This window comes from Chryseobacterium arachidis (genome assembly GCF_900129245.1).
In the GTDB taxonomy this organism is placed as follows: domain Bacteria; phylum Bacteroidota; class Bacteroidia; order Flavobacteriales; family Weeksellaceae; genus Chryseobacterium; species Chryseobacterium arachidis.
This window is the reverse complement of sequence record NZ_FQUT01000001.1, coordinates 139652-160609: the sequence shown is the minus strand read 5'-3', so window position 1 is coordinate 160609 and position 20958 is coordinate 139652. Positions and strand designations below refer to the sequence as shown.

General features: G+C 35.6%; 15 protein-coding genes. All 15 read right to left on the bottom strand.

The window, feature by feature from the left end; translation table 11 throughout:
• Positions 1–4: 4 nt before the first annotated feature.
• Positions 5–4747 (bottom strand): RHS repeat-associated core domain-containing protein, encoded by a 4743-nt coding sequence (locus BUA89_RS00715; RefSeq protein WP_228420504.1) that lies wholly within the window; start codon positions 4745–4747, stop codon positions 5–7.
• Positions 4748–4933: 186 nt separating this feature from the next.
• A complete protein-coding gene (locus BUA89_RS00710) occupies positions 4934–6193 on the bottom strand; it encodes a tetratricopeptide repeat protein (RefSeq protein WP_072952711.1) in 1260 nt (419 codons plus the stop codon).
• Positions 6194–6316: 123 nt separating this feature from the next.
• A complete protein-coding gene (locus BUA89_RS00705) occupies positions 6317–8482 on the bottom strand; it encodes a type VI secretion system Vgr family protein (RefSeq protein ID WP_072952710.1) in 2166 nt (721 codons plus the stop codon).
• 224 nt (positions 8483–8706) lie between these two features.
• Positions 8707–9117: a type VI secretion system tube protein TssD gene (gene tssD / locus BUA89_RS00700; protein ID WP_083531561.1), complete on the bottom strand. Its 411-nt coding sequence runs from the start codon at positions 9115–9117 to the stop codon at positions 8707–8709.
• Positions 9118–9452: 335 nt separating this feature from the next.
• Positions 9453–9809 (bottom strand): hypothetical protein, encoded by a 357-nt coding sequence (locus BUA89_RS00695; protein ID WP_072952708.1) that lies wholly within the window; start codon positions 9807–9809, stop codon positions 9453–9455.
• Between the two features lie 819 nt (positions 9810–10628).
• On the bottom strand, positions 10629–10958 hold the full coding sequence (locus tag BUA89_RS00690) for a hypothetical protein (RefSeq protein ID WP_072952707.1): 330 nt from the start codon (positions 10956–10958) through the stop codon (positions 10629–10631).
• Positions 10959–11058: 100 nt separating this feature from the next.
• Positions 11059–11355 (bottom strand): hypothetical protein, encoded by a 297-nt coding sequence (locus BUA89_RS00685; protein WP_072952706.1) that lies wholly within the window; start codon positions 11353–11355, stop codon positions 11059–11061.
• Positions 11352–12260 (bottom strand): hypothetical protein, encoded by a 909-nt coding sequence (locus tag BUA89_RS00680; RefSeq protein WP_072952705.1) that lies wholly within the window; start codon positions 12258–12260, stop codon positions 11352–11354. The genes BUA89_RS00685 and BUA89_RS00680 overlap by 4 nt, the downstream gene beginning before the upstream one ends.
• Positions 12235–12612, bottom strand: a complete 378-nt coding sequence (locus tag BUA89_RS00675) for a hypothetical protein (protein ID WP_072952704.1) — start codon at positions 12610–12612, stop codon at positions 12235–12237. The genes BUA89_RS00680 and BUA89_RS00675 overlap by 26 nt, the downstream gene beginning before the upstream one ends.
• A 119-nt stretch (positions 12613–12731) precedes the next feature.
• Positions 12732–13409, bottom strand: a complete 678-nt coding sequence (locus BUA89_RS00670; protein ID WP_143152235.1) for a hypothetical protein — start codon at positions 13407–13409, stop codon at positions 12732–12734.
• Entirely contained in the window at positions 13409–14719 is a 1311-nt protein-coding gene (locus BUA89_RS00665; RefSeq protein ID WP_072952702.1) for a zinc metalloprotease, read from the bottom strand. Before BUA89_RS00665 ends, BUA89_RS00670 begins: the two co-directional genes overlap by 1 nt.
• 2 nt (positions 14720–14721) lie before the next feature.
• Positions 14722–16659 carry a type VI secretion system Vgr family protein gene (locus BUA89_RS00660; RefSeq protein ID WP_072952701.1) on the bottom strand — a complete coding sequence of 646 codons (1938 nt, stop codon included), beginning with the start codon at positions 16657–16659 and terminating at the stop codon, positions 14722–14724.
• 45 nt (positions 16660–16704) lie between these two features.
• The gene (locus tag BUA89_RS00655) at positions 16705–17577 is read right to left on the bottom strand and encodes a lytic transglycosylase domain-containing protein (protein ID WP_072952700.1); all 873 of its coding nucleotides are present in this window, start codon (positions 17575–17577) and stop codon (positions 16705–16707) included.
• Positions 17578–17652: 75 nt separating this feature from the next.
• Positions 17653–20148: an ATP-dependent Clp protease ATP-binding subunit gene (locus tag BUA89_RS00650; protein ID WP_072952699.1), complete on the bottom strand. Its 2496-nt coding sequence runs from the start codon at positions 20146–20148 to the stop codon at positions 17653–17655.
• A 177-nt stretch (positions 20149–20325) separates the two neighbouring features.
• Complete coding sequence (locus tag BUA89_RS00645; RefSeq protein WP_143152234.1) at positions 20326–20883, bottom strand: hypothetical protein; 558 nt, start codon at positions 20881–20883, stop codon at positions 20326–20328.
• Between the last annotated feature and the right edge of the window lie 75 nt (positions 20884–20958).

The window sequence follows — 20958 nt, the reverse complement described above, 5'->3', positions numbered from 1 at the left end:
TTTTCTATTTATAATCTGAAGCTTTTCCGTATCCTTCGAATGAAACTTCGTGCCCCTTGTTTTTAACATCATCAATAGCCAAACGCTCCCTAATGACGCCCGTTTTTCCGTCCTGTAACGTTCTTCCGACATTAATGTGATATATACTTCCGTTTTTCCGGCGGAAAGAAGCATCCATTCTTCTGATGGGTTTATTACCTCCTTTTGTATCGATAATTATTTCCGTTTTTGAACCTCCTCCAATATGTTTTACACCTTTTTTCGCGGTTTCTCTTTTAATAATCTGATCAATTTTGGCGTTATGATCACCTGTTCCTTTAGATTTAGGTCCCGGTTTTTTAAAAGGTGTACCGTCTTTTTTCACTCTGTTCATCCATCTTCCCGTGCCTTTCCCTGTTCCGGTTCCCTTCGTTTTAGTAAGCCCGAGAATATCTATAAAATAGTTGGAATCGGAAACATATGCATACAAAGCAAAACCACCGTTCAATCCCAACGGATCTTTGGAAATATAATTTCCGCTTTCTACATCATAATATCTAAACCTGTTGTAAGTAAGCTCTGTTTCTGCATCATAATACTGCCCCTGAAATAAAAACGGAATAAAATTATTTTCTCCTTTTCTCGGTTCTCCATATATATCAAGCTCCCGTTCCCAAACTTTCTCACCAACATCATTATAAGCCTGAATCGGCGTTCCCAAATAATCGTTGATAATAGAATATCTGTTTCCTCCTTCGATTTTAGCAACCGGATAATGTCCTGTTTCATCATAAATCCATGTAATAACATTTTCTGCCGGTTCTTTTTGATGGATCACATTTCCTTCGTCATCAACAACAGTTTTCGGTATTTCTTCAAGATCATAGCTCCACTCATGCAGAATCACATTCGCATCCCAAATATACCGAGTTATTTTTTTGTTTCCAATTTTTGCAGTTCTTCTTCCTAGTGCATCATATTCAAAGCTAATTTCTTTTCCATCGGGTCGTTTTACTTTTGCCAGCATTCCATTTGCATTCCAGGAATAAGCCCAATCTCCGGACTCCCATTCAGGGTTTTGAATTTCGAGCAGAGAAATTTCATTAATGTTTGGAAGGGTATTGCCATCACGTAATTTCGGTTCGTTCAGCCAATTTTCCGCAATAGATTTATAGTAATGATGGTGGTTTTCCTCTTCTTTCTGATCTGTTTTGCTGTTATTAATCGGTCTTTTACTTTTTAATAATAAATTTCCTTCGTCATCATAATGGTAAAACCAATTTTTGTCGCGCATCAACTTTCCGCCTTTGTCGTAAATACGGTCGGTTCGTTTTGCACTTTCGTATATGCAATCCGTTTCATCAGGATTTTTATACTGAATTTCGCCATTCGAATATTCAGCGGCGACAAGACTTCCAAAAGCATCGTAATCGAATTTGGTTCTTCCACCCGTCACGTGATCCAAAACCTGTAACAATCGACTTCCTGGCGCCCAATGATAATCTTTGTGGAAGGTATTTTTTTTATTGACAACGACTTTCTGGCTGATCGGCATTCCGAGATGATCAAATTCAAAAGTACTTTCTACTCCGCCTGTCATTTTTCGGGAAAAATGTTGCCCGTTTTTACTGACATTAAGATTCATTTGCCACGGCTGATGAATATCTTTTGTGGATGCCATTACATTTTTAAGCTGACCAAGCTCATTGTAAGAATAATCTATTTCTGCCCCAAGACTGCTTTTTAACCCTGTTAAATTTCCCTCATTATCATATTCATAATCAATGGAATGTTCCCCTTGCTTTTCGCTGGTTACCAAGCCCAGTTTATTTCTCTGAAAAGTAAGGCTGCTGCTTTCTGTATCGGCTTTTATCAGCATTCCTGAAGTGTCATATTGATAAGCCGCCCAAGTTCCGTCGGAATAATGACTTTGCGTTAATCTTCCTCCCAGATCATATTCATAAAAAATATTTTTACCATTCGGATTTCTGACTTGAGTGACTAATCCGTCTTTATCCCTTACAAAGAATTTTTGCTGACCATCAAAACCTATCTCACCGATAATTTCGTCATTGCTGTTTCTTTCAAATTTATAAATCTCACCTTTTTCATTCGTGATGCTCATTAGATTTTCATAAGCATCGTATCCGAAAACCAAGGTTTCCTCTTTTTTGTATGTTAAAGCGTTCCTACGAACCTGCCGTCTTACATTTCCCATCGGTGTGTAACTCAACAGCCATTCTGCCTTTCCATCTGTAATATAAACCGGAAGATCATAAGCATCATAACGAATTTTTATTGGTAATTCTCCGGATTCATTAATTTCAACTACTCTTCCCATTTTATCTCTTCCCCAAACCGTTCGATTAAGAGGCTCCGGACTGAAAATCAGTAATCTTCCATACTCATCGTACTTCCAGTATTCATCACCATCAAGAGTATCTCTACGTCTGGTAATCTGCCCTCTGTTATTATATTCATAAAAGGTTTCAATATTTTGTGACGTACTTTTTACAGGCAACTTTTCACTGTTTAAGTATTCGTAGAAAATAGTTTCTTCTGTAGGATCGGTGTAGCTTAAAAGTCTGCCTTCTTCATCATAATTCCATATTTCTGAAGTTCCTGAAGGTGAAAAACGGGCAATAATATCTCCAAATTCATTATACTGATAATGATATTCTTCCCCATCCTGAGTGTGGAGAATTTTAATATTGCCATATTCGTCATAAGTGTATCCTTCTACCCTTCCTTCAGGAGTTCCGGTCATTTTCAATTCGTTGTGAGAAGTGTAATCGTACCAGGTTTCCCCGCCTTCACCATCAACTTGTTTATAGACTAAAAAATCTTCGTCGTAATAATATCTTTCCTTTTTATTATTCTGTTTTGGATAAATAACTTCGGTGTAACCTTCCTCATCATTATAATTTAAAAATCCTTCCATGAAACCCTCCAAACCTTTTGTATGAACTACGCGACTTTTTTTGTCGTATTTCCAATGGTAGCTCATTTCGTTTCGGTTGGTTCTTCGGATCACCCTGTTTTTCTCATCGTATTCAAAAACAATGGCTTTTTTATGAATATCCCAAACATGAGTAAGGTTTCCGTGTTCATCGTAGTTGTAACGAATCTGCAAATCTCTCTTATTCTTATAGCAATAATAAACTTCTATTACTTTTTTAAGTTCAGGATGAATAACCGTTTCTATGCTGAAACCGCTTTTAACATCTTTAATACTTTTCAGTACAATATTCCGATCCTGATAATCGTACTCTCTGATCGTTCCGTCTCCATATTCGACATGAATGACTTTAAAAATACTTCCTTCCGTAATATGATGAAAACGTCTGTACGTATAAATATCCGATCCTTTTCTGATGATCCAGATATTATCACTTGGGCGGTATTGCCAGATTTTCAAACTTCTGTAATACGTTAATTCCTCTCCAACAGGCGGTACAGGGATCGGCATCGGTTGCAATTCTTCGGGATAAACCCACGCTGCAACCTCATCATTTTCATCAGGAACAATATAAAGATCGTGAGCATTGAAAATTCCGTTTCCAAGCATTCCTTTCGTGTAAGGCCTGTCGCTGTACCAAACGTTTGTCCATGTTAAAGATGTTCCCGCTTCAATCTCGAAATCGTCCCATTCAAACAACATTGCTCCGGAAGCAAAATTGACAGGCTCTAAACCCACTTTACATAATACTCTTGAAACGGGATTATTTTTCCCAAATTTACCCTGTAAAAAGTGATTGAATTTCGTTACGCCTTTTCCTAAACTTTTCGTTAAACCTCTCATCAAAGCCATTCCTGCAAAACGCATCAGCATTTCACCGGGTGTATAAACGTGCGGAATAAAAGCCCCCCCAACCAATACAGGACCGCCCGTATTGATCTGAATATATAAGCTTGAAAAATTATTATAAAAAGCAAAATAAGCCAGCGGATTTTTCTTCGGTTTATCGGGCATTGCAGGCAGCATCGTCATTCCGAAAGGCAATCCCATACAAGTAAGAACCTGCTGTGGCTGATTTCCGCTCATCTTACTTCCCTGTCCTAAAACGGTTTGCGCACCATAATATACTTCCCCTTCGTGTGGAGCTTCCTGCGGAAAAGGAATCATATAAACGGGAATCAAAGAAGTGACGTGCCTGAAAGGGATCACAACTCCCATTACACTCGTTGTAGTCGTGGCTTTGTGTCTTCCGTGAACATATATTGAACCTCCCATCGGAATGCCTTCCGGAAGGTCTGGTTTTAAATTTCTGATAAATTGCGGAATCGGAATCGTGAATTTAATATAATCCATCACATCGAAAACGATCCCGATAAACGGATGCGGCAAAGGCAACGGAATGATATTGAAAGACGGTGGCGGTGGAATTAAAGTCCAGTGAATATCGATTGCCAGCACAATATCAAAATGTTTGCTCGTATGCTGAATCGCGTTGGGAGTAATGGCAGGTGTATTTACCTTAATTAATTTAATTTTACTTTCTGGTGCCGCATTTTCTGCCGTTACGGAAGTTCCTGCTCCTTCTCCGTCACCGTTTGATTTTGTATTTTCACTGTCTCCTCCAACTACGGATTTCACCATCGAAACAGGATTCAGAGAGTCGAAATTATTTTTCATTCCGTTTTTCCAGCCTTGTGTCGTTTTTTCTCCGCTGAACGAGGTGACGTCTGCATTTACTGTCAAAGACCGGTCAGGATTCATATCTGGCTTTGCAACCTTAATCTTTTTAATTTTATTTTGATCTGCCATGATATTTTAATTTGTGATTTGGTGTGTTTACATTTTTATTGCAAAGCTTTTATTTCTTGAACCATTAAGAATATTTTGGGAATTAGGCTTTATTAAGAAAATCAGATAGATTTTAATTCAAAAGCATTTCGCTTACTATTCTAAACTCCTTAATCAAAAGCTTAATGGTTTAAATATTTCTGAGATCTAACTATATTTTGGCTGTTCTACATTCACTTTCCAATTTTCTCCAAAATAACTTTTCATTTCGGTATCCAATGCTTTTTTTTTATCATTTTCGCCTTCATATTTGATGAAAAGCATCGATGCGACAAATTTCAGACTGCTGGATTCTCTCGTGGAATGTTCCATTAATTTTGCGATGTCAAGACATTTTTCGAAATACTCAATCATTTTATCTTTGCTTAAAATATTGTCATTTAAGGTTCCGATGATTCTGTAACATTCGATCGCCATTGCATATTCGCCTATTTCCTGTGCGATTTTTGCTGCTTCTTCGAATGCCTTTTCTGCTTTTGCCTTTTTTGAATTTCCCAATAAAAAACTACCGTAATTCATATACATCTGAATTTCCAGCGGAGAATTGGGATCAACTTCTTCAAATATTGTTCGGTACGTATCTTCCGCTCTGTCCCTCTTTCTGTCGGCAATATAAGCCTGAGTCAACATGAAATAAGCTGAAATTTCGCCTTGCTTATTATTTTGTTCCTGAGCTAATTTTACAGCCATTTTCAAAGAAAATTCTGCTTCCCTGTATTTTCCTTTGCTCAAATGATTACTTGCGATAAGAATCTGCTGCTGAAAATCCGTATCCACGCTGTTTTTCTTACGGTTGGTATGTGCTGCAGTATTCTGCATCAACTGATGAATATCAACCTCAACTCTGAAGCTGTGCGCCAAAGAATTTTCCGGTAACGTTTTGTATATATGATGTTCTGCCCAAACCAGTTTAATATCCTGACTTTCTGATTTTTCGCAGAGCTCGCACCATTCTTTCACCCAGATTGATAATTCTTTAATGTTATGAATTCTGACCGGAGCGATATACAAATAGATCTTGGAGTCTTTAAGATTCGGAAAATTTTTCTTTAATTCCAACAAAGGAAAAAAAGCTTTATAAGCATCCGTTTTAAATTGATTTTCAGCAACATTCAGTTCCCATTTCGGAATATTTTCTTTGCTATTTTCAAGCATTTCATAATATTCTTTCCATTCATCAAACAAGCTCTGTCCGAAAGAATCCATTCGATTGAATTCCTGATAATGAACTAGAAAAACATCTTCACCATCGTAATCTTCAGATAATCTTGATTTTATAAATCCGTCGAAAAGATCGGTTTCATGTTTTTCACCAAGACAGATGAACATTGGTTTTTTGCCGTTTGTTTTAACGACATTTTGCCATTGTCTTTTTAGTTTTACCAGCTCCAGGTCTACAGGATTCATTAGTTTTATATTTAATTTTGAATCTTCCCTTGTTTGTTTAACACAAAGTCCACAAAGATTTTTTACTACTAAACTTTTTTTATGCTCACGAAGGCGCTTCGCTTAACAAAGACCATTGGAGTTTTAATTCAATTTTACGGTTCCGCTGACGATATTGGTTTCGCTTCCGCCTCCGATGTTGATTTTTGCACTGCTCAGATTGGCTTCGGTTTTTGCCCCCATCGAAAGTGTGGTTGTTCCAACATCCAAAGTTGTTCCTTCAATACCAATTCCCGAGGTAGGATCTCCACCTTCAGGGCCAACGCCAATTCCAACGCTCGCCGTTCCTCCAACTCCGATATTTTCGCCCTGAACCATGATTTCTTTTCCTTTAATTATAATATTTCCGGCTTTATCCATGAAAATTGAACTCTCACCACATTTCAAGGTTATTGTTTCTTTACTGTCTACACTTATATTTCCGGCTCCATCAAGAAAAACCTGATTCTGATCTTTATCTCTTATAGTCATCCCGCCGCCGTCATCAAGGCTTACGGTATGGCCGCTTTTACTGCTTAAACTTTTAATATTATTTCCGGCTCCACCACCACCGCCAACGCCGCCGTGGAACATTCCTCCCATCACGAAGGGTCTGTCGGGATGCTGATGCACAAAATTCACGACCACCTGATCTCCAACTTCAGGAATCGCCATAAATCCTCGATTTTTACTGACTTTCTCGCTTCCACCACCATCGGGAGTCATGACACGAATGTATTCCGTTGTGGTAGATCCGTTTTGCCAGTCAAACTGTACCTGAACTCTTCCCTGATTCAAAGGATCTGTGTTGGAAATAACTTTTGCAAACTGTGCATCTGCTTTCGGAGTCTGAAATTCCGGACGCGGAATAAAACCCGTATCCGAAGCAATAGCATCAAAAGTTCCTGTATAATACCCTCTTGCATCGACTTCGTGGTTTACTTCAAGAATCATTAATTTCGTAAAATAGGAAGTTTCGTTGCTGTCTGTTTTTCGCATTTCTATATCTGCAATGCAGCCGGGATATAAGAATGGAACCGTCGTATTTCCGGACGTTACAAAAACATCCGAAGCTTTGCTTCCCGCCGTCCCTTTCTGAGACGTTTCAACATCCATGAAAGATGCAGCCTTGATTGGAGCAACTCTTAATGAAGGTGTTGTGAACGTTTTTTCTGAAATTTCGTAAGCTCGTTTTGCAATGTCTGAAGTATGGGTAATCTTTGAGCTTCCGGTTGTTAATTTTTCGTTTTTACTGCTGTTATAGCCATAGAAACTTGGATTAACATGCTGTGCCTTCATTCTGATTTTGACATCATTGACACTGCTTCCGTATGTTAATTTGATGGGATTTTCCTGAGGTGGAAGTTTCCCAAAATGAAGGACTTCGCCATCATAATAGAATTGTTCGCCATAGGCTTCCGCCATTCTTGCCAGATAATTGTAATGGGTTTCTTCGTATTGAGAACTATAAGAAACATTTCCGTGCTGAGCATCTACCCTGAAATCGAATTTTCCCTGTCCCAGACCTTCTTTAATAACCTGATCTGCAATACTGTTTAAACTGATTTCCTGAGTGCCTCCAAAACTCTGAATGTGCGGAGCGGCATCTAACAAAACCGTCGGACTGCATCCCGTGAGAACGATATTTCCCAAACTGCCTTTTTCCTGACTGAAGCCCACCTCTGTAATAACTCCTACAAAACTTCTTTCGGGACCGTCCTCAACATCTTTATATTTGAAAATAACGGTAATTCTTTTTCCTAAAAAGTTCTGAGCTTCCTCAAGATTGTGGTTTTCCGCGCTTCCTAACGTATCATAAGCCAATAATAAATTGAATTCATGATGTCGGGTGGCACTTTGTTTTAATTTAAAATGCTTGAAATGTTTTACCGCTTTTCCTTCTACCATAATATCGAGCTTTACAACGCGGTTGATACCCTGGATCTGGTTTTCAGGAATTGCACTGGCATTATGTATTTTGGAAGTCGGCTGCTGAGACCAGACTTTATCTTCTACTAAAGTAGGAGGATTGGGTTGTAATTTCTGATTCATCAACATTCCGGAAGTGCCGGCCACCATGCCAGTGTAGGCTTGCGCCTTTGCCAATTTATGTGTGACTTGCTGAACTGTTCCGCTTGTTTTTTCCTGAATATTTTCTGTAGCCTTGCTTATGGCCTGATGGGTTGCCATATCTTTCATCCCGTCTAATTGTTTCGTGACAGATGGGTTTCCTGCTGAAGGAATTTTTGGCGTATTGTCATCCTTAAACATAGCCGTAAAATTTTAGTTGATTGGGTATTTTTATCTTAAAATGCTAAAATTTATCCGATAAAAATCAAATAAATTTTCATTATCAAAATTTAATTCGATACTGACTTACAGAGTATTAAATATAAAAAGAATAATTTAATTTCAAAAGAAAAAACAGAATAGCTACTCTTGTGAGCCGTGCTATTCTGTTTACCAATTTTATTTTACTAAGATGATTTAAAGGTTTATTTACCACCACCTGGCCAAACACCTTCGTATTTGGAGTTTCCGTAGTCGATAATTTCGGCACTTACGATGAAACTGATCAGCATGCTGTTTTCATCTACAGCGTCGAAGTCTACTTCATGCTGAATCACGTATCCGTTTTCCCATCCAAGAGTAATTAAAGTCCCTTCTTCATGAGATTTGTTGAAAGTGATTTCACCAGTTGTAGGCTTGTATTTTCCGTTTAGTAAACTTTCAAGGATATCAGATTTTTCAGTTGCTTCTACCGTCACCTTGATCAATGCATTTGAAGGATCTGAAGCTACTCTACCAGAAACGTCTGTAGATCTCGAAACGCTGTAGTTCAGCTTTAATAATTTCTGTCCTTCGCCGCCGTTGAATTTTAAGATTCCTCTTGAATTTGCTGCCATGATTTGTAAATTTTAATCGTTAATATTTTGTGATTCGATTGATTTGTTGAGCCAAAGATAGACCAGATATTCTTAAACAAAAAACTTTTCAGCACCTATTTCATTTTTTGTAGTAGTTCTACGATTTGGTGTAGTAATTCTACGACAATAGAATTATAAACAAATATAAAATACTAATATTCAAATATTTAAAACAAAATAAATTAATAAAAAGGGAAATAATTTTCGCACATATTAGAGAAATATTAAGAATTTTTATGTAATTATTATGGTTTTGTTAACTTTAAAGATAATGTAATAGAAGTTTTATTGGAGGAATAATTTATACTCTGAAATCATTCAGAACTTTGCTTTTTAAACATTCTTTCTCGATTTAAATCTAAAGTATCTAATTTCTCAGATAGGAAAAGAAAATTCATTTTACCACCAGCACCTTCTTTCTGCGCTAAATAAATAGTATCAGTATTTTTACCTTCTTGAATTATTATTTTACTAACAAATTCTTTATTAGCTCTTTTCAAATTAAAATATCCTTTTTTGTCAGTAAATGAATAATTTTTAGAATTCGCTTCAATAACTTTCGCATTTGCTAAAGGAACTTTGTCTATATAAATATAACCAGAATAATCATCTTTAATTGAATGACAGCTATTCATTGCTATAAAAACAATTAAATAAATAAAATATTTCATTTAAATACATTAATCTTTGAAATGATATATTAGTTTTCTTCATTTAAAATAATATTACCTAAATCAATAATATTATTACGAGCATTATAATTTGTGAATTGTACATTGACTGGTTAAAATAATTCTAATTGGATAATACCTAGTCTAATAGTATCAGAATTATTAAATTTTGATATATCATACTTTTTTATTTTATACCCATCCTTTTTGAAAAAAATAAACTGACTTAATTTCTGAATTTTTCTTTTTGATTCCTGTGAGTCTTCTATTTCAATTTTAGGAAAAATAAATTGGCCACTGCTTCCACTGACAATATTTCTTAGACTGAGAACATCTAAAGAATCATAGTATATATGGACATTTGACAATGGGTTATTCTCAGTATTTTTTACTATACCAACAACAGGTTTTCGATAGACTATATTTTTTGAACAAGATGAATTTGTTAAAGTAAGAAATAAAGTACCCGTAATTATTAATTATAAATAAATATATTTTAAAGCTTATTATCATTTATTTACTAAAAATAATATATAACGATTATATGGAGAACACTATTATAAGCATCTTAACTTTAATATTAGTTAATCAAATAGCAAATTGTAAGCAATATTTAGTACTTATTCAAATTTGATTTTCTGCAAATAAAAAGTATCTGGAAAATTATACTCAATGAATCCTCCTTAGATAATAAAACTCTATCATGATAGTCTACCGGTATTTCTTTGTCTGAATATTTCATTAAATTGAATTCTTCACAAATTTTATTTTATTTTTTAATTAGCATCATCAAATAATTATTCTTTATAAGTTATTGATTTACAAATCAATAAATATTGTATCTTTTTTACCTTCTACAAATGAATAACTTATTCTCTCTCCATGATTACTCCAAACGGTTTTTATGGTGTCCAATGGCTTATTTTTGTAAGAAATAGCTAAATCATTAATTGAACTTTTTGTTTTTTTCATTTTAAAAAAGCCTTTATTATCCGTAATAGTACAGTTGTTCTTATTTATTTCACACACTTTAATATTAGGTAAGGGCTTTTTTTCTTTAGTAAAAATGTAGCCTTCGTAGTAATCGGGTGTAGCAACACAAGAGATTAAAAAGAAAATAAATGTGGCATTTAAAAAATATAATTTCATAATTAATTAATTTTTCAATTTTGTGAAACCAAATCAGCCATAAAATATGTTGTTTAACATCATATCAAAATTACATTAGCTTTCTTCATTTAAAATAATTTTATTTATTCTTTTCCATATAAAAAATATGTCCGTCAAAACATTTTCCATTTGGCTTACACCCATATTTTTCAAGAGTATCCGTTTTATAACCTTTTTTTTCGATCATTAAATCATTACATTCAGAAAATGAAAACATCCCATCTGATTTTGTAACGTATTTTTTTGAAATATCCTTTGTATCACTAACAAAAACACCCTCCAAAGGTCTTTTTGTCTTAGCATCGTAAATGTATCCATATTTTTCAGAACAGCTAATCAAATTTGCAGCAAGTACTATAAGAATTAGTTTACTCATTCTTTCGGTTTTTTTAACCAAATTAAACTTAAAACATCTTGTTTAGAAGCCACAATTAAATTAAAATCGTATTGTGATTGATGCGGGTCATCTTTAAAATAATGCATTAAATTAATTTCTCCTGTATTTTTCTCATTTGAATAGCTTTTATTTCCATTGGGAGTTTGCCATATTTCCGATGAATCATCATGTGTAAATGAATGCCATGTCCCTCCATATGCTCTTAGTATTGTATGTCCTAATTCATGTGCAGAAGTGTACATAAAATCTTCATCAACTTTATTTTTAACAGTATCTAAATATCCCCATTCATTAATAAAAGAAGGTTGATACCAATCTAAGAAATTACAATAACCAACATTATAATAAATTTTTCCTAAAAATCCAGCATTTCCTGATCTTCCCCAACTTCCATTAGTGTTATAAATCAAATCTAATGGATTCAAACTCATAATATTGGTATTTATTGATTTAATTACAAGCTCATAATTTTCGGTATCAATACTTAAAGTATTCTTACCAACTCTGCTCCAATGTTTATTTATACCTTTCATTGCAAGTTTCTCCAAATCAGCAAAACTTCTAGTTCTTGCTTTTATTGGTGACTTTCCTGCTACTAAAGCACTTTTAGGTATCTTATCCCACGGACATCTTTGTTCCCAATGCGTTTCATCTCTTGCGCCAGCTAAATAGGAAGTACATTTTAAACCTTCTTCTCCTCCATCTTTTAAATTAACTCTTAGTGTAGTGTCAATTCTTTTATTATTCTTATCAATTTTTACATCTACCCAATCTACTTTTTCATAACTGGTTGAAAACTCTACCTCTTTAGTTTTTTCTTTCCCGTTTTTCCTTGCAATGATAACAGCTTTAAGCTTCTTACCATTGAATTTTTGTACTATCATAAATGCCATTATTATCAAATCCGTCCCAGAAAATAATATAAGAGCCTATTTTGGTGTAATCGCTGGAGGTTATATTGTACGGATCAAAGATTGATTTCCAATTCCAGATATTGGTAGGCTTTAAAGGATCATATGTTGGTTTTTTACTTTTGAGATCTTCCGCCAATAACGGAAGCCTTCTTGCGGTCACAACAATTTCCGGCAAATTGGTAATGGCATACAGCGTACTGCCGTCTTCATTTAATATTTTAAACTCTAAAGTATCAATATTACTTAATGATAACGAATAATTAAAAGTAAAATTGGCATTTTCATAATTCCCTTTAAAATCAAGTATTCCAAAAGGTACCACTGTTGAATATATTCCATCTTTTTTTAATAGAAACGTTAAAAGTTTTTCTTATCACCATTATGTCTTCATTGAAAATTAAAATTCCAAAATGAGATTATCTATTAAAGTGATAAACTTTACTATCTTCTTAATGGATTAAGATCATATTCTTTATCATAGAGTTTTTCACCAGTCAGACCACTAAGAATAACTTTTCTGAAAATATATGTTTTACCATCGGCTTTTAACTTTTCTGTATTCCAAGTTAACTCCCAAATATATTTATTAAATTCTTTGGAAAACTGCCTGGATATTTCTCCAGTCTTCTGAAAATCAATGTTGTTTTTTTTTCCAAACTTTAGAACGTCATCAAGTCCGAATGAAAAATTTTCATCTTTATTTTCTGTTTTAGATAAAACACCATTCTTAAAATACTCCCATTTACCTATTTCAAGATTGTTTCCAAAGTATTTTTTTTTCGATTCTAAATTTCCATTCTTATTGAAAGTAAATTTTGTTTTATATCTATCTTTTCCAATAAACTCTTCAACATAATGTTCAATTATGTTTTTGGAATATCCGTCTTCCACATACCCATCTTTAATAATATGATATTGCTTCACATAAGTATTTTCATCTTTCTGAAATCCTTCATACAAAGGATTTTTCTTTATGTTCGATTCATATTTTTCAATATCAAAGTTTATTGTTTGCATATTTTTTTTGCTAATTGATGTATTTTGAACAATTATTTCTGATTTATTTTTTTCACAATTATTAAATAAAATTCCAAAAAGTATTATTATTACTATTTTCATCAGTGAATCATTTTTTTTAATATATCCCATTGCCATTTATATGTTTGTTTTGCAATAATATTCGTTATGTGAGAGTAATAGTCCATAATATTATCTGTTTTAAACTCTTCAAAAGTTATCGGACTACTATTATCAAATGTGTGATATAAGCCTATTGCGTGTAAAAGTTCATGAGTTGCGGTTGTTTTCACACTTTCAAATCCTACCCCCGCAGCTGTCGCCGTATCTTTCAAATTTAAAACATATACCGTTTTAGAAGGAATATTTTCCGCTTCTCCCAAAAGATAACTGCCATCACTCTGCTGAATAACCTCAGAGATAAAGTAAACTTTATAAAAACTGTCATACTTATTCCCAACAACACTTCCGTCCGGGAATTTTGCAGTTCGAAGTTTAGCATCTAAGTATTGATGAATTCCTATTCCACTTCTTAGTTTTGGTATAAAATTCCGATCATTGGACAGATTTATATTTATACTTTTAACATTCACATTAATATAAGCCTGCTTCAAGTATTTATTTAATCTAGAAATTTCACCTGTTGTGCTTCCTTTTCCTGTCTGTGAAATAACAGTTATAAATAAAACTTTTCCTTGTTTTTGATGGGCAGAGCTATTTGCTAATATTTTCAGTTTACCGCAAACTACATCGTCTGCTATGACCTCAATAATTTGATCTGTTCTCAACTCTTTTAAGCAAGTAATTTCAAGATAATTGTCTAAGGTATACTTCCCTTTTTTAATGGTTATTTCACTAATATTAAACTTAAAATAAGTATCTTTATCATTCGGAGATTTCTTATGCCGAATAATTAATTTTTTTGGTAATTCTTCAATTTCAACTTTTAATGTCAATTTATTTGTCATTCCTTTATAGATAGTCATATATGGAATAAGATATAAATAAGGATTACCATTAATTTTTGGTTTCCAGGGAATAGACATTGCATAGAATTTATTTATAAGCTTTTGATAAACACTGCTTTTTTTTACAAAATTATAATTGATATCATATTGCCCTGTGATATTTTTATACCAAGTATCTCCTTTTGTACCTGTATCACCAATTCGCAGCCAATCAAAACCAAATTCCCCACTCCATTTTGCATGTGGTCTAAACTGTACTAAGCACTTTGCCTGTATTATTCCTGCAGGAGGATGAGAAGCATTCCCATAGCTCACTCCCTTTTCAGCCCCTTTCTCTGAAACAATTTCTGCTGAGCTGTCGATAATATCACTTTCAGAATAGATAGTGTAATCCTGCTCTACCGCTTCAAAAATTTTACCTTTTACTATTCTCGTTCTTGACATGACTAATGATTTTTACTCATTTCTCCACTGTTGTTCTGAACCTCATTTTGGGCATGCTTTGTAATAGAAGCATTGGAAGTAGTTTCAATACCCTGATCGGAATTAATAACCGTTTTTCCCTTTTTCACTTCACTTACCGCGTCCCCCTCAATCATCTCCGTCAGCTTACCCGTAATAAACATACTCGTATCTCCCATCACGGTGGTCATTTTCATCGCTCCCACACTTTGAGAATTATTCATTCCGATAGTATCCGATTTATTCATTCCCACCGAAGTTGTCATATTCTCTCCCACATTGATATTCATATTCTTACAGTTCAAAGTCATGGTCTCAGGAGCCGTGATTGTAATATTGCTTCCCGTTGTATCCAGATGAATTTCATTACCTGATTTATCCGTAATGATGATGCTTTCATCCTCCGTAAAAACCACTTTATGTCCGCTTCTTGTCATGATTGATTTTACTCGGTTATCTGCAAATCCACCCAAAGCGGTTCCGCCATGAAACATCCCGCCCATTACAAAAGGTCTGTCAGGATGACTGTGAACAAAATTAACCATCACCTGGTCTCCCACTTCAGGAATCGCCACATACCCTCTGTTTTGGGTAACCTGATCTGTTCCCCCCGCGTCAGGACTCATCATTCTGATAAAATGGGTCGTATCGTTGGTCTGCCAGTCGAATCTTACCTGAATTCTTCCCTGACCTTCAGGATCGGCATTGGAAATGACTGTTGCAATCTGCGGCTCTGCCTTCGGTGTTTTAAATTCAGGTTTGGGTAAAAATCCCGTATCCGAAGCAATTCCTTCAAAACTGCCGGTATAATGACCAATTGCATCGACTTCATGAGATACTTCCGTGATCATGATTCTTGTGAAATAATCAGACTCGTTGCTGTCCTGTTTTCTCATCTGAACATCCACCACGCAGCCAGGATGCAGGAAAGGAACCGTTGTATTTCCTGATAATGAAAATACATTCACCGCTTCACTGCCTGAGCTGCTTTTCTGGGAATATTCTATGTCTAAATGGGTAGAAGCTTTTATCGGTGCGACCTGTAAAGCCGGTGTTTTATAAATTTTATCATTGTGGGCGTAAGCTGTTTTGGCTAAATCACTTACATGGCGGATAGGCGTTTCTCCCGAAGTCAGCCTTTCATTTTTGCTGCTGTTGTAGCCGTAAAACTGAGGTTTGGTATGGACTGCCTTTAATTCTACTTTAATATCATTCGCACTGCTTCCATACGTTAATCTGATCGGTTTATTCTGAGGTGGGAGCTTTCCGAAATGCAATACTTCACCATCATAATAAAACTGCTCGCCATACGCTTCTGCCATTCTTGCCAGGTAGTTGTAATGCGTTTCGTCGTACTGACTGCTGTAAATAATCTGAGAATAATCATTCGTATCCACCCGAACATCAAATCGGCTTATATCTATCCCCTGTCTGATAACTTCATTGGCAATAATCCCCATGTTTACAGAAGATCCGCCTCCAAAGCTCTGAATATGCGGGGCTCCGTCCAGCAAAATGGTCGGGCTGTATCCTGTTAAGACAATATTTCCAAGGCTCATTTTTTCCTGGCTGAAGCCTACGCCTGTGATGACTCCCACAAAACTTCTTTCAGGACTGTTTTCGATGTCCTTGTAAGAAATGACGACGGTTAAGCGTTTTCCAAGAAATTTATTGGCTTCTTCCAAGGTATGGGTCTGCCGGTCTTCCAAAGCATCGTGAGCCAGTGTTACACTGAATTCGTGATGACGTCTTGCACTTTGGGTCAGCTTAAAATGTTTGTAATATTTAATAACCTTTCCTTCAATAACCAAGGAAAGTTTCACCAGACGGTTGATCCCAGAATGATGAGTCGCTGAAACTCCATCACTCATCGTACTGGGACGGAATGATGAATTTTGTATATTTTGTGATTCTGTTTTCATATTACCTGTGTGATTTGGAAAGGTTAAACATGATCGCTTAGTGTATTAAGGTTTAGTACCTTGTGTATTTCCTTCTTTTATTGATCTTGACAGTATTTTGTTTTTTCTTAATAAAAAGTCAGGCATCAGATCTGTGGGAAGATAGAGTGTACTTTCCCCTTTCTGCTGAAGTTCCTCATCAATTCCCGGATTCCAGGAAAGTAACTTATTGATATCTACTTTAAGTTCCTCTGCAATAATATTCAGATTAAAACCTGCATTAATATCTGTTTCTGCCAACTGAGAATTGTCTTTTCCGCTGCCTCCGTTCACAAAAAAGACAGTATTCATTCTGGATGAATTATAATTACTCAAAACACTTTGCAGCTCTCCTGTTGCATAGCAGGCATTCAGATATTTTTTGACATGATTGATGGTTTCTGCCGGAAGATATTTAGAAAAAATATGATATTGTGAGGATCCGGCAGCTGTCATTGCTTTGGCGATATTGCCTTCACCACAGTTATAGGCAGCGACCACCGTCACCCAATTGTTGTATTTTTTGTACAAATTCGTTAAAGAAATCGTTGCGGTTTTGGTACTTTTATAAATATCAGTACGGTTTTGATCAGTGAGTCCATACTGATTGGCATGGGCAGTCATAAACTGCCATACTCCCACAGCTCCTGCGCCGGAGGTAATCTTCCTGTCAAAATGAGATTCTATTAACGCTAAATTTCTCAGGTGACGGGGCAATCCTCTTTCTACCAAGGAATATTCTATAAAATTTACAATTTCCTTATTGGCATTAATGATACTTTTATATCTTTTTACACTGCTTTCCGACGTATCAGAAGCCGTAAGAAACTGTGCACTCATCCCATGAGAACACAGTAACAAAACTGTCGTTAATAAGATATTTTTGAAATTTGGTTTCATTTATTTTTTATGGTAAAAACAGTTAAATCGTAAAACTGCTCAATTCACATCAGCCTTTTTACGATTTAACATTTATTATTCTACTCTCCAGGTTAACTTTTCTTCTTCAGAATTCCAGTCTACATGGATGGTCTGTCCGGATTTTACTTCTTCTCTTACAATCATTTTCGAGATCGGTCTTGCCAGCTGAGATCGTATCACTCCGGAAATCTGTCTTGCTCCGTATTTGCTGCTGAATCCTCCTAAAGCTAAATTTTTTACCGCCTCATCGGAAATTTTTAAGCTCATTCCCAATCTCGTTAAAGAAGTATGAAGTGATTTTAGCTGAATATTAAAGATTCTCTCTGCAATAGATTCAGTGATTGGCGCAAAAGGAATAATTTCCGTGATTCTTGCCAAAAATTCCGGTCTGAAACGTCCTGAATTCGACATAATCTGCATCAGTGAATTTGATTCAGGGATCTTTCCTTCCTCAAACTGCTTTACAATTTCCTCGCTTCCGATATTTGATGTAAATAAGATTAAGGCATTGCTGAAATCTCCTTCTTTTCCAAGCTTATCATGCACTTTTCCTTCGTCCATGATCTGTAAAAAGACATCAAAAACCGAGTGATGCGCTTTTTCAATTTCATCAAACAAAACTACCGTATAAGGCTGTTGTCTGATTTTATTTACCAACATCCCCCCTTCTTCATACCCGACATATCCCGGAGGCGCACCATATAAAAGTGCCGCTGAATGTTCTTCTTTAAACTCAGACATATCGAAACGAACCATCGCTTTTTCATCATTGAAAAGCAATTCCGCCATAGATTTTGCCAACTCCGTTTTTCCAGTTCCCGTTGGACCTAGAAGGAAGAAGGAGCCGATAGGCTGTCCCGGTTTGTTTAATCCGCTTCGGTTTTCAACAATTGCATCGGAAAGAATTTTCAAAGCATGATCCTGGCCTACTACTCTGTTCATTAAAAGCCCTTCCATATTCAGCAATTTCTCTTTTTCCTGAGCCTGAATTTTCCCGATCGGAATATTTGTTTTTGCCGCCATTACAGCCGCTAATTCCAAGCGGTCTACTTTTTCTCTCTTTACCGCTGCGTGTTGCAAAAGCTCTGCGTAAGTATCTTCAATAATTTTCTGAATCGCATCAACAGGCATTGAATTGTCAATCTGCGGCTGCTCACTCAAAGAGCCCCACAAAATCGGACTGATTTTATCTCTTAATAAGTTGTACGTCCAGATCAGTTCATCTGCTTTATCTTTTTCGTCAAAAAATTCTTCCTGTAGAATTTCGTCGTATCTTGTTTTCCAGCTTTCCAGTTCTTTTTCAGAAAGCTCATCCAGCATTTTAATAGCAGCCATTGTTCTGTCTAATAAATCGATAGCCGCATCGGGTAATTTCTTCCCTTTTGCATATCTTTTTGCCAAACGGACACATTCCGGAAGGGCTGCTTTTTCGACTTCAATGCCGTGGTGTTTTTTGTAGCCCTCCAATAAAACGTCGATCATTTTCACGCACGTTTTTTCGTCCGGTTCATTTACCGTCAATACTTCAAAGCGACGGTTAAAAGCCTGTTCCGGTTCAATAATTTTTCTATATTCTTCCTGAGTGGTCGCTCCGATTACGGTGATTTCACCTCTTGCCAATTCAGGTTTTAATAAATTTGCTACGTTTCCGATGCTTCCTTTTGGATCTAAAAGCGTGTGAATTTCATCAATAAAAAGAATAGCTTTTTCAATTTTTTTGCATTCATTGATTACTTTCTTCAAGCGGTCTTCGATTTCACCTTTGTAAGAAGTTCCGGCTAATAAAGCTCCGGTATCCAGTTCCAACAATGTCCCGTTTTTCAGCATTTCAGGAACGTTTCCTTTGGTAATTTCTATTGCGAATCCTTCTACCAATGCAGTTTTCCCAACTCCGGGTTCTCCGATAATAATTACGTTGGGTTTACTTCTTCGGCAAAGAATTTCAACCAACATTCTCAGTTCCTTATCTCTTCCGATAATGTTTTCCAGATCTCCTTTTCTTGCCTGTGCGGTTCTGTCTACACAATAATTTTTAATGGAAGGAAAAGACTGATCCGAATAATCTGCACCATTGGAGAAAATAGAAGAAAACTCTCCGTTATCTGAAGTTGCATAAGGCGTATCTTTTCTGTATAAATTGAATATCTCATGCTCTCTGAGCGGGAGAGATTTAAGCTGCTGTAAAGAAAAAGCAACCTGCGGTTTTACGATGGCAGTTAAAATACAGATCGGTGTAATTTCGTCCAATCCTAATTTTAAACGGATATCGTCGGCTTCTTCCACAATATTATCCACCATCTCATCTTCACCCACTTCATCGGGAAGGTGGGAAGTTTTCGGATACTCTTCTATTCGTACATCTGCCCATTCGTAGAAATATCCCGGATCTTTATCAATGCTTTTTAAAAACTCATTAAGCCCGATATCTTTATGCATTAATGCCTGCAAAATATGCGGTGCGCCGTAGGTTCCGTTATAATTTTCCCTCGCTATAGACTGTGCAATATGAAAAAGCTGTTTTACGGTTTCGTTGGTTACTAGTACTCCCATTTATAATTTTCTTATATTAATAAATTGTGTTTATAATTCGTTCTATCTTACAGCAAAAAACAGGCTAAATTGTTTTGATACACAACTCCTGCCTTCTGCCTTTTTATTTTATCTGATGTTTATTTAATTTTCTAAATATAATAATTCTTTAGCGCTCGTAATACTTTTAAGATTACTTTATTGTTCTTTCACCTCGCCCGTTTCGCCATTGATGATATACGTTACCGGTAAAAAGGCAGGCGGTTCTCCAATTCCAAATTCGGGATTTTTGTTGGGTTTTCCGTTTTGCATAGTGACCGTATATTCATGCTTACTTTCGTCGTACTTTACGGTAAAAGCCTCGGTTCCATTTTCACTTAATCTTCCTTCACCTGTAGAAATATTAATCAGCTTTTTTTTGTCCAGAATCTTTAAAACATCTGAAGGTTTTATTTTTCCAAACTTTTCCTCCTCATTTTTTTTCTCCACATTTCCTTTTTCATCGTAATATTCAGAAATCCCTACATTGGTATACTGCCCAAAACGGGTTTCTTTCTTTTTAATAAAACCGTCCGGGTAAAATTCTTTATACACTGTAAAAAATGACGGAGCAGGCTCCCTCTCATATTGTAGCCCTACATTATTTCCTTTTGGATTTTCCATCATATAAATTTCATTTCCATTAGGCAATTGGTATAAAAAATCTGAATCTTTCTCAAATTTCACCGCCAGTTCACTGTCAATTTTTTCTCTCATACCCGATTTTTCTTGATTGCTTTTTTTTCCCTGACTCTGACCGTCGCAGGAAAGAAATATTGAAAATAATAATAT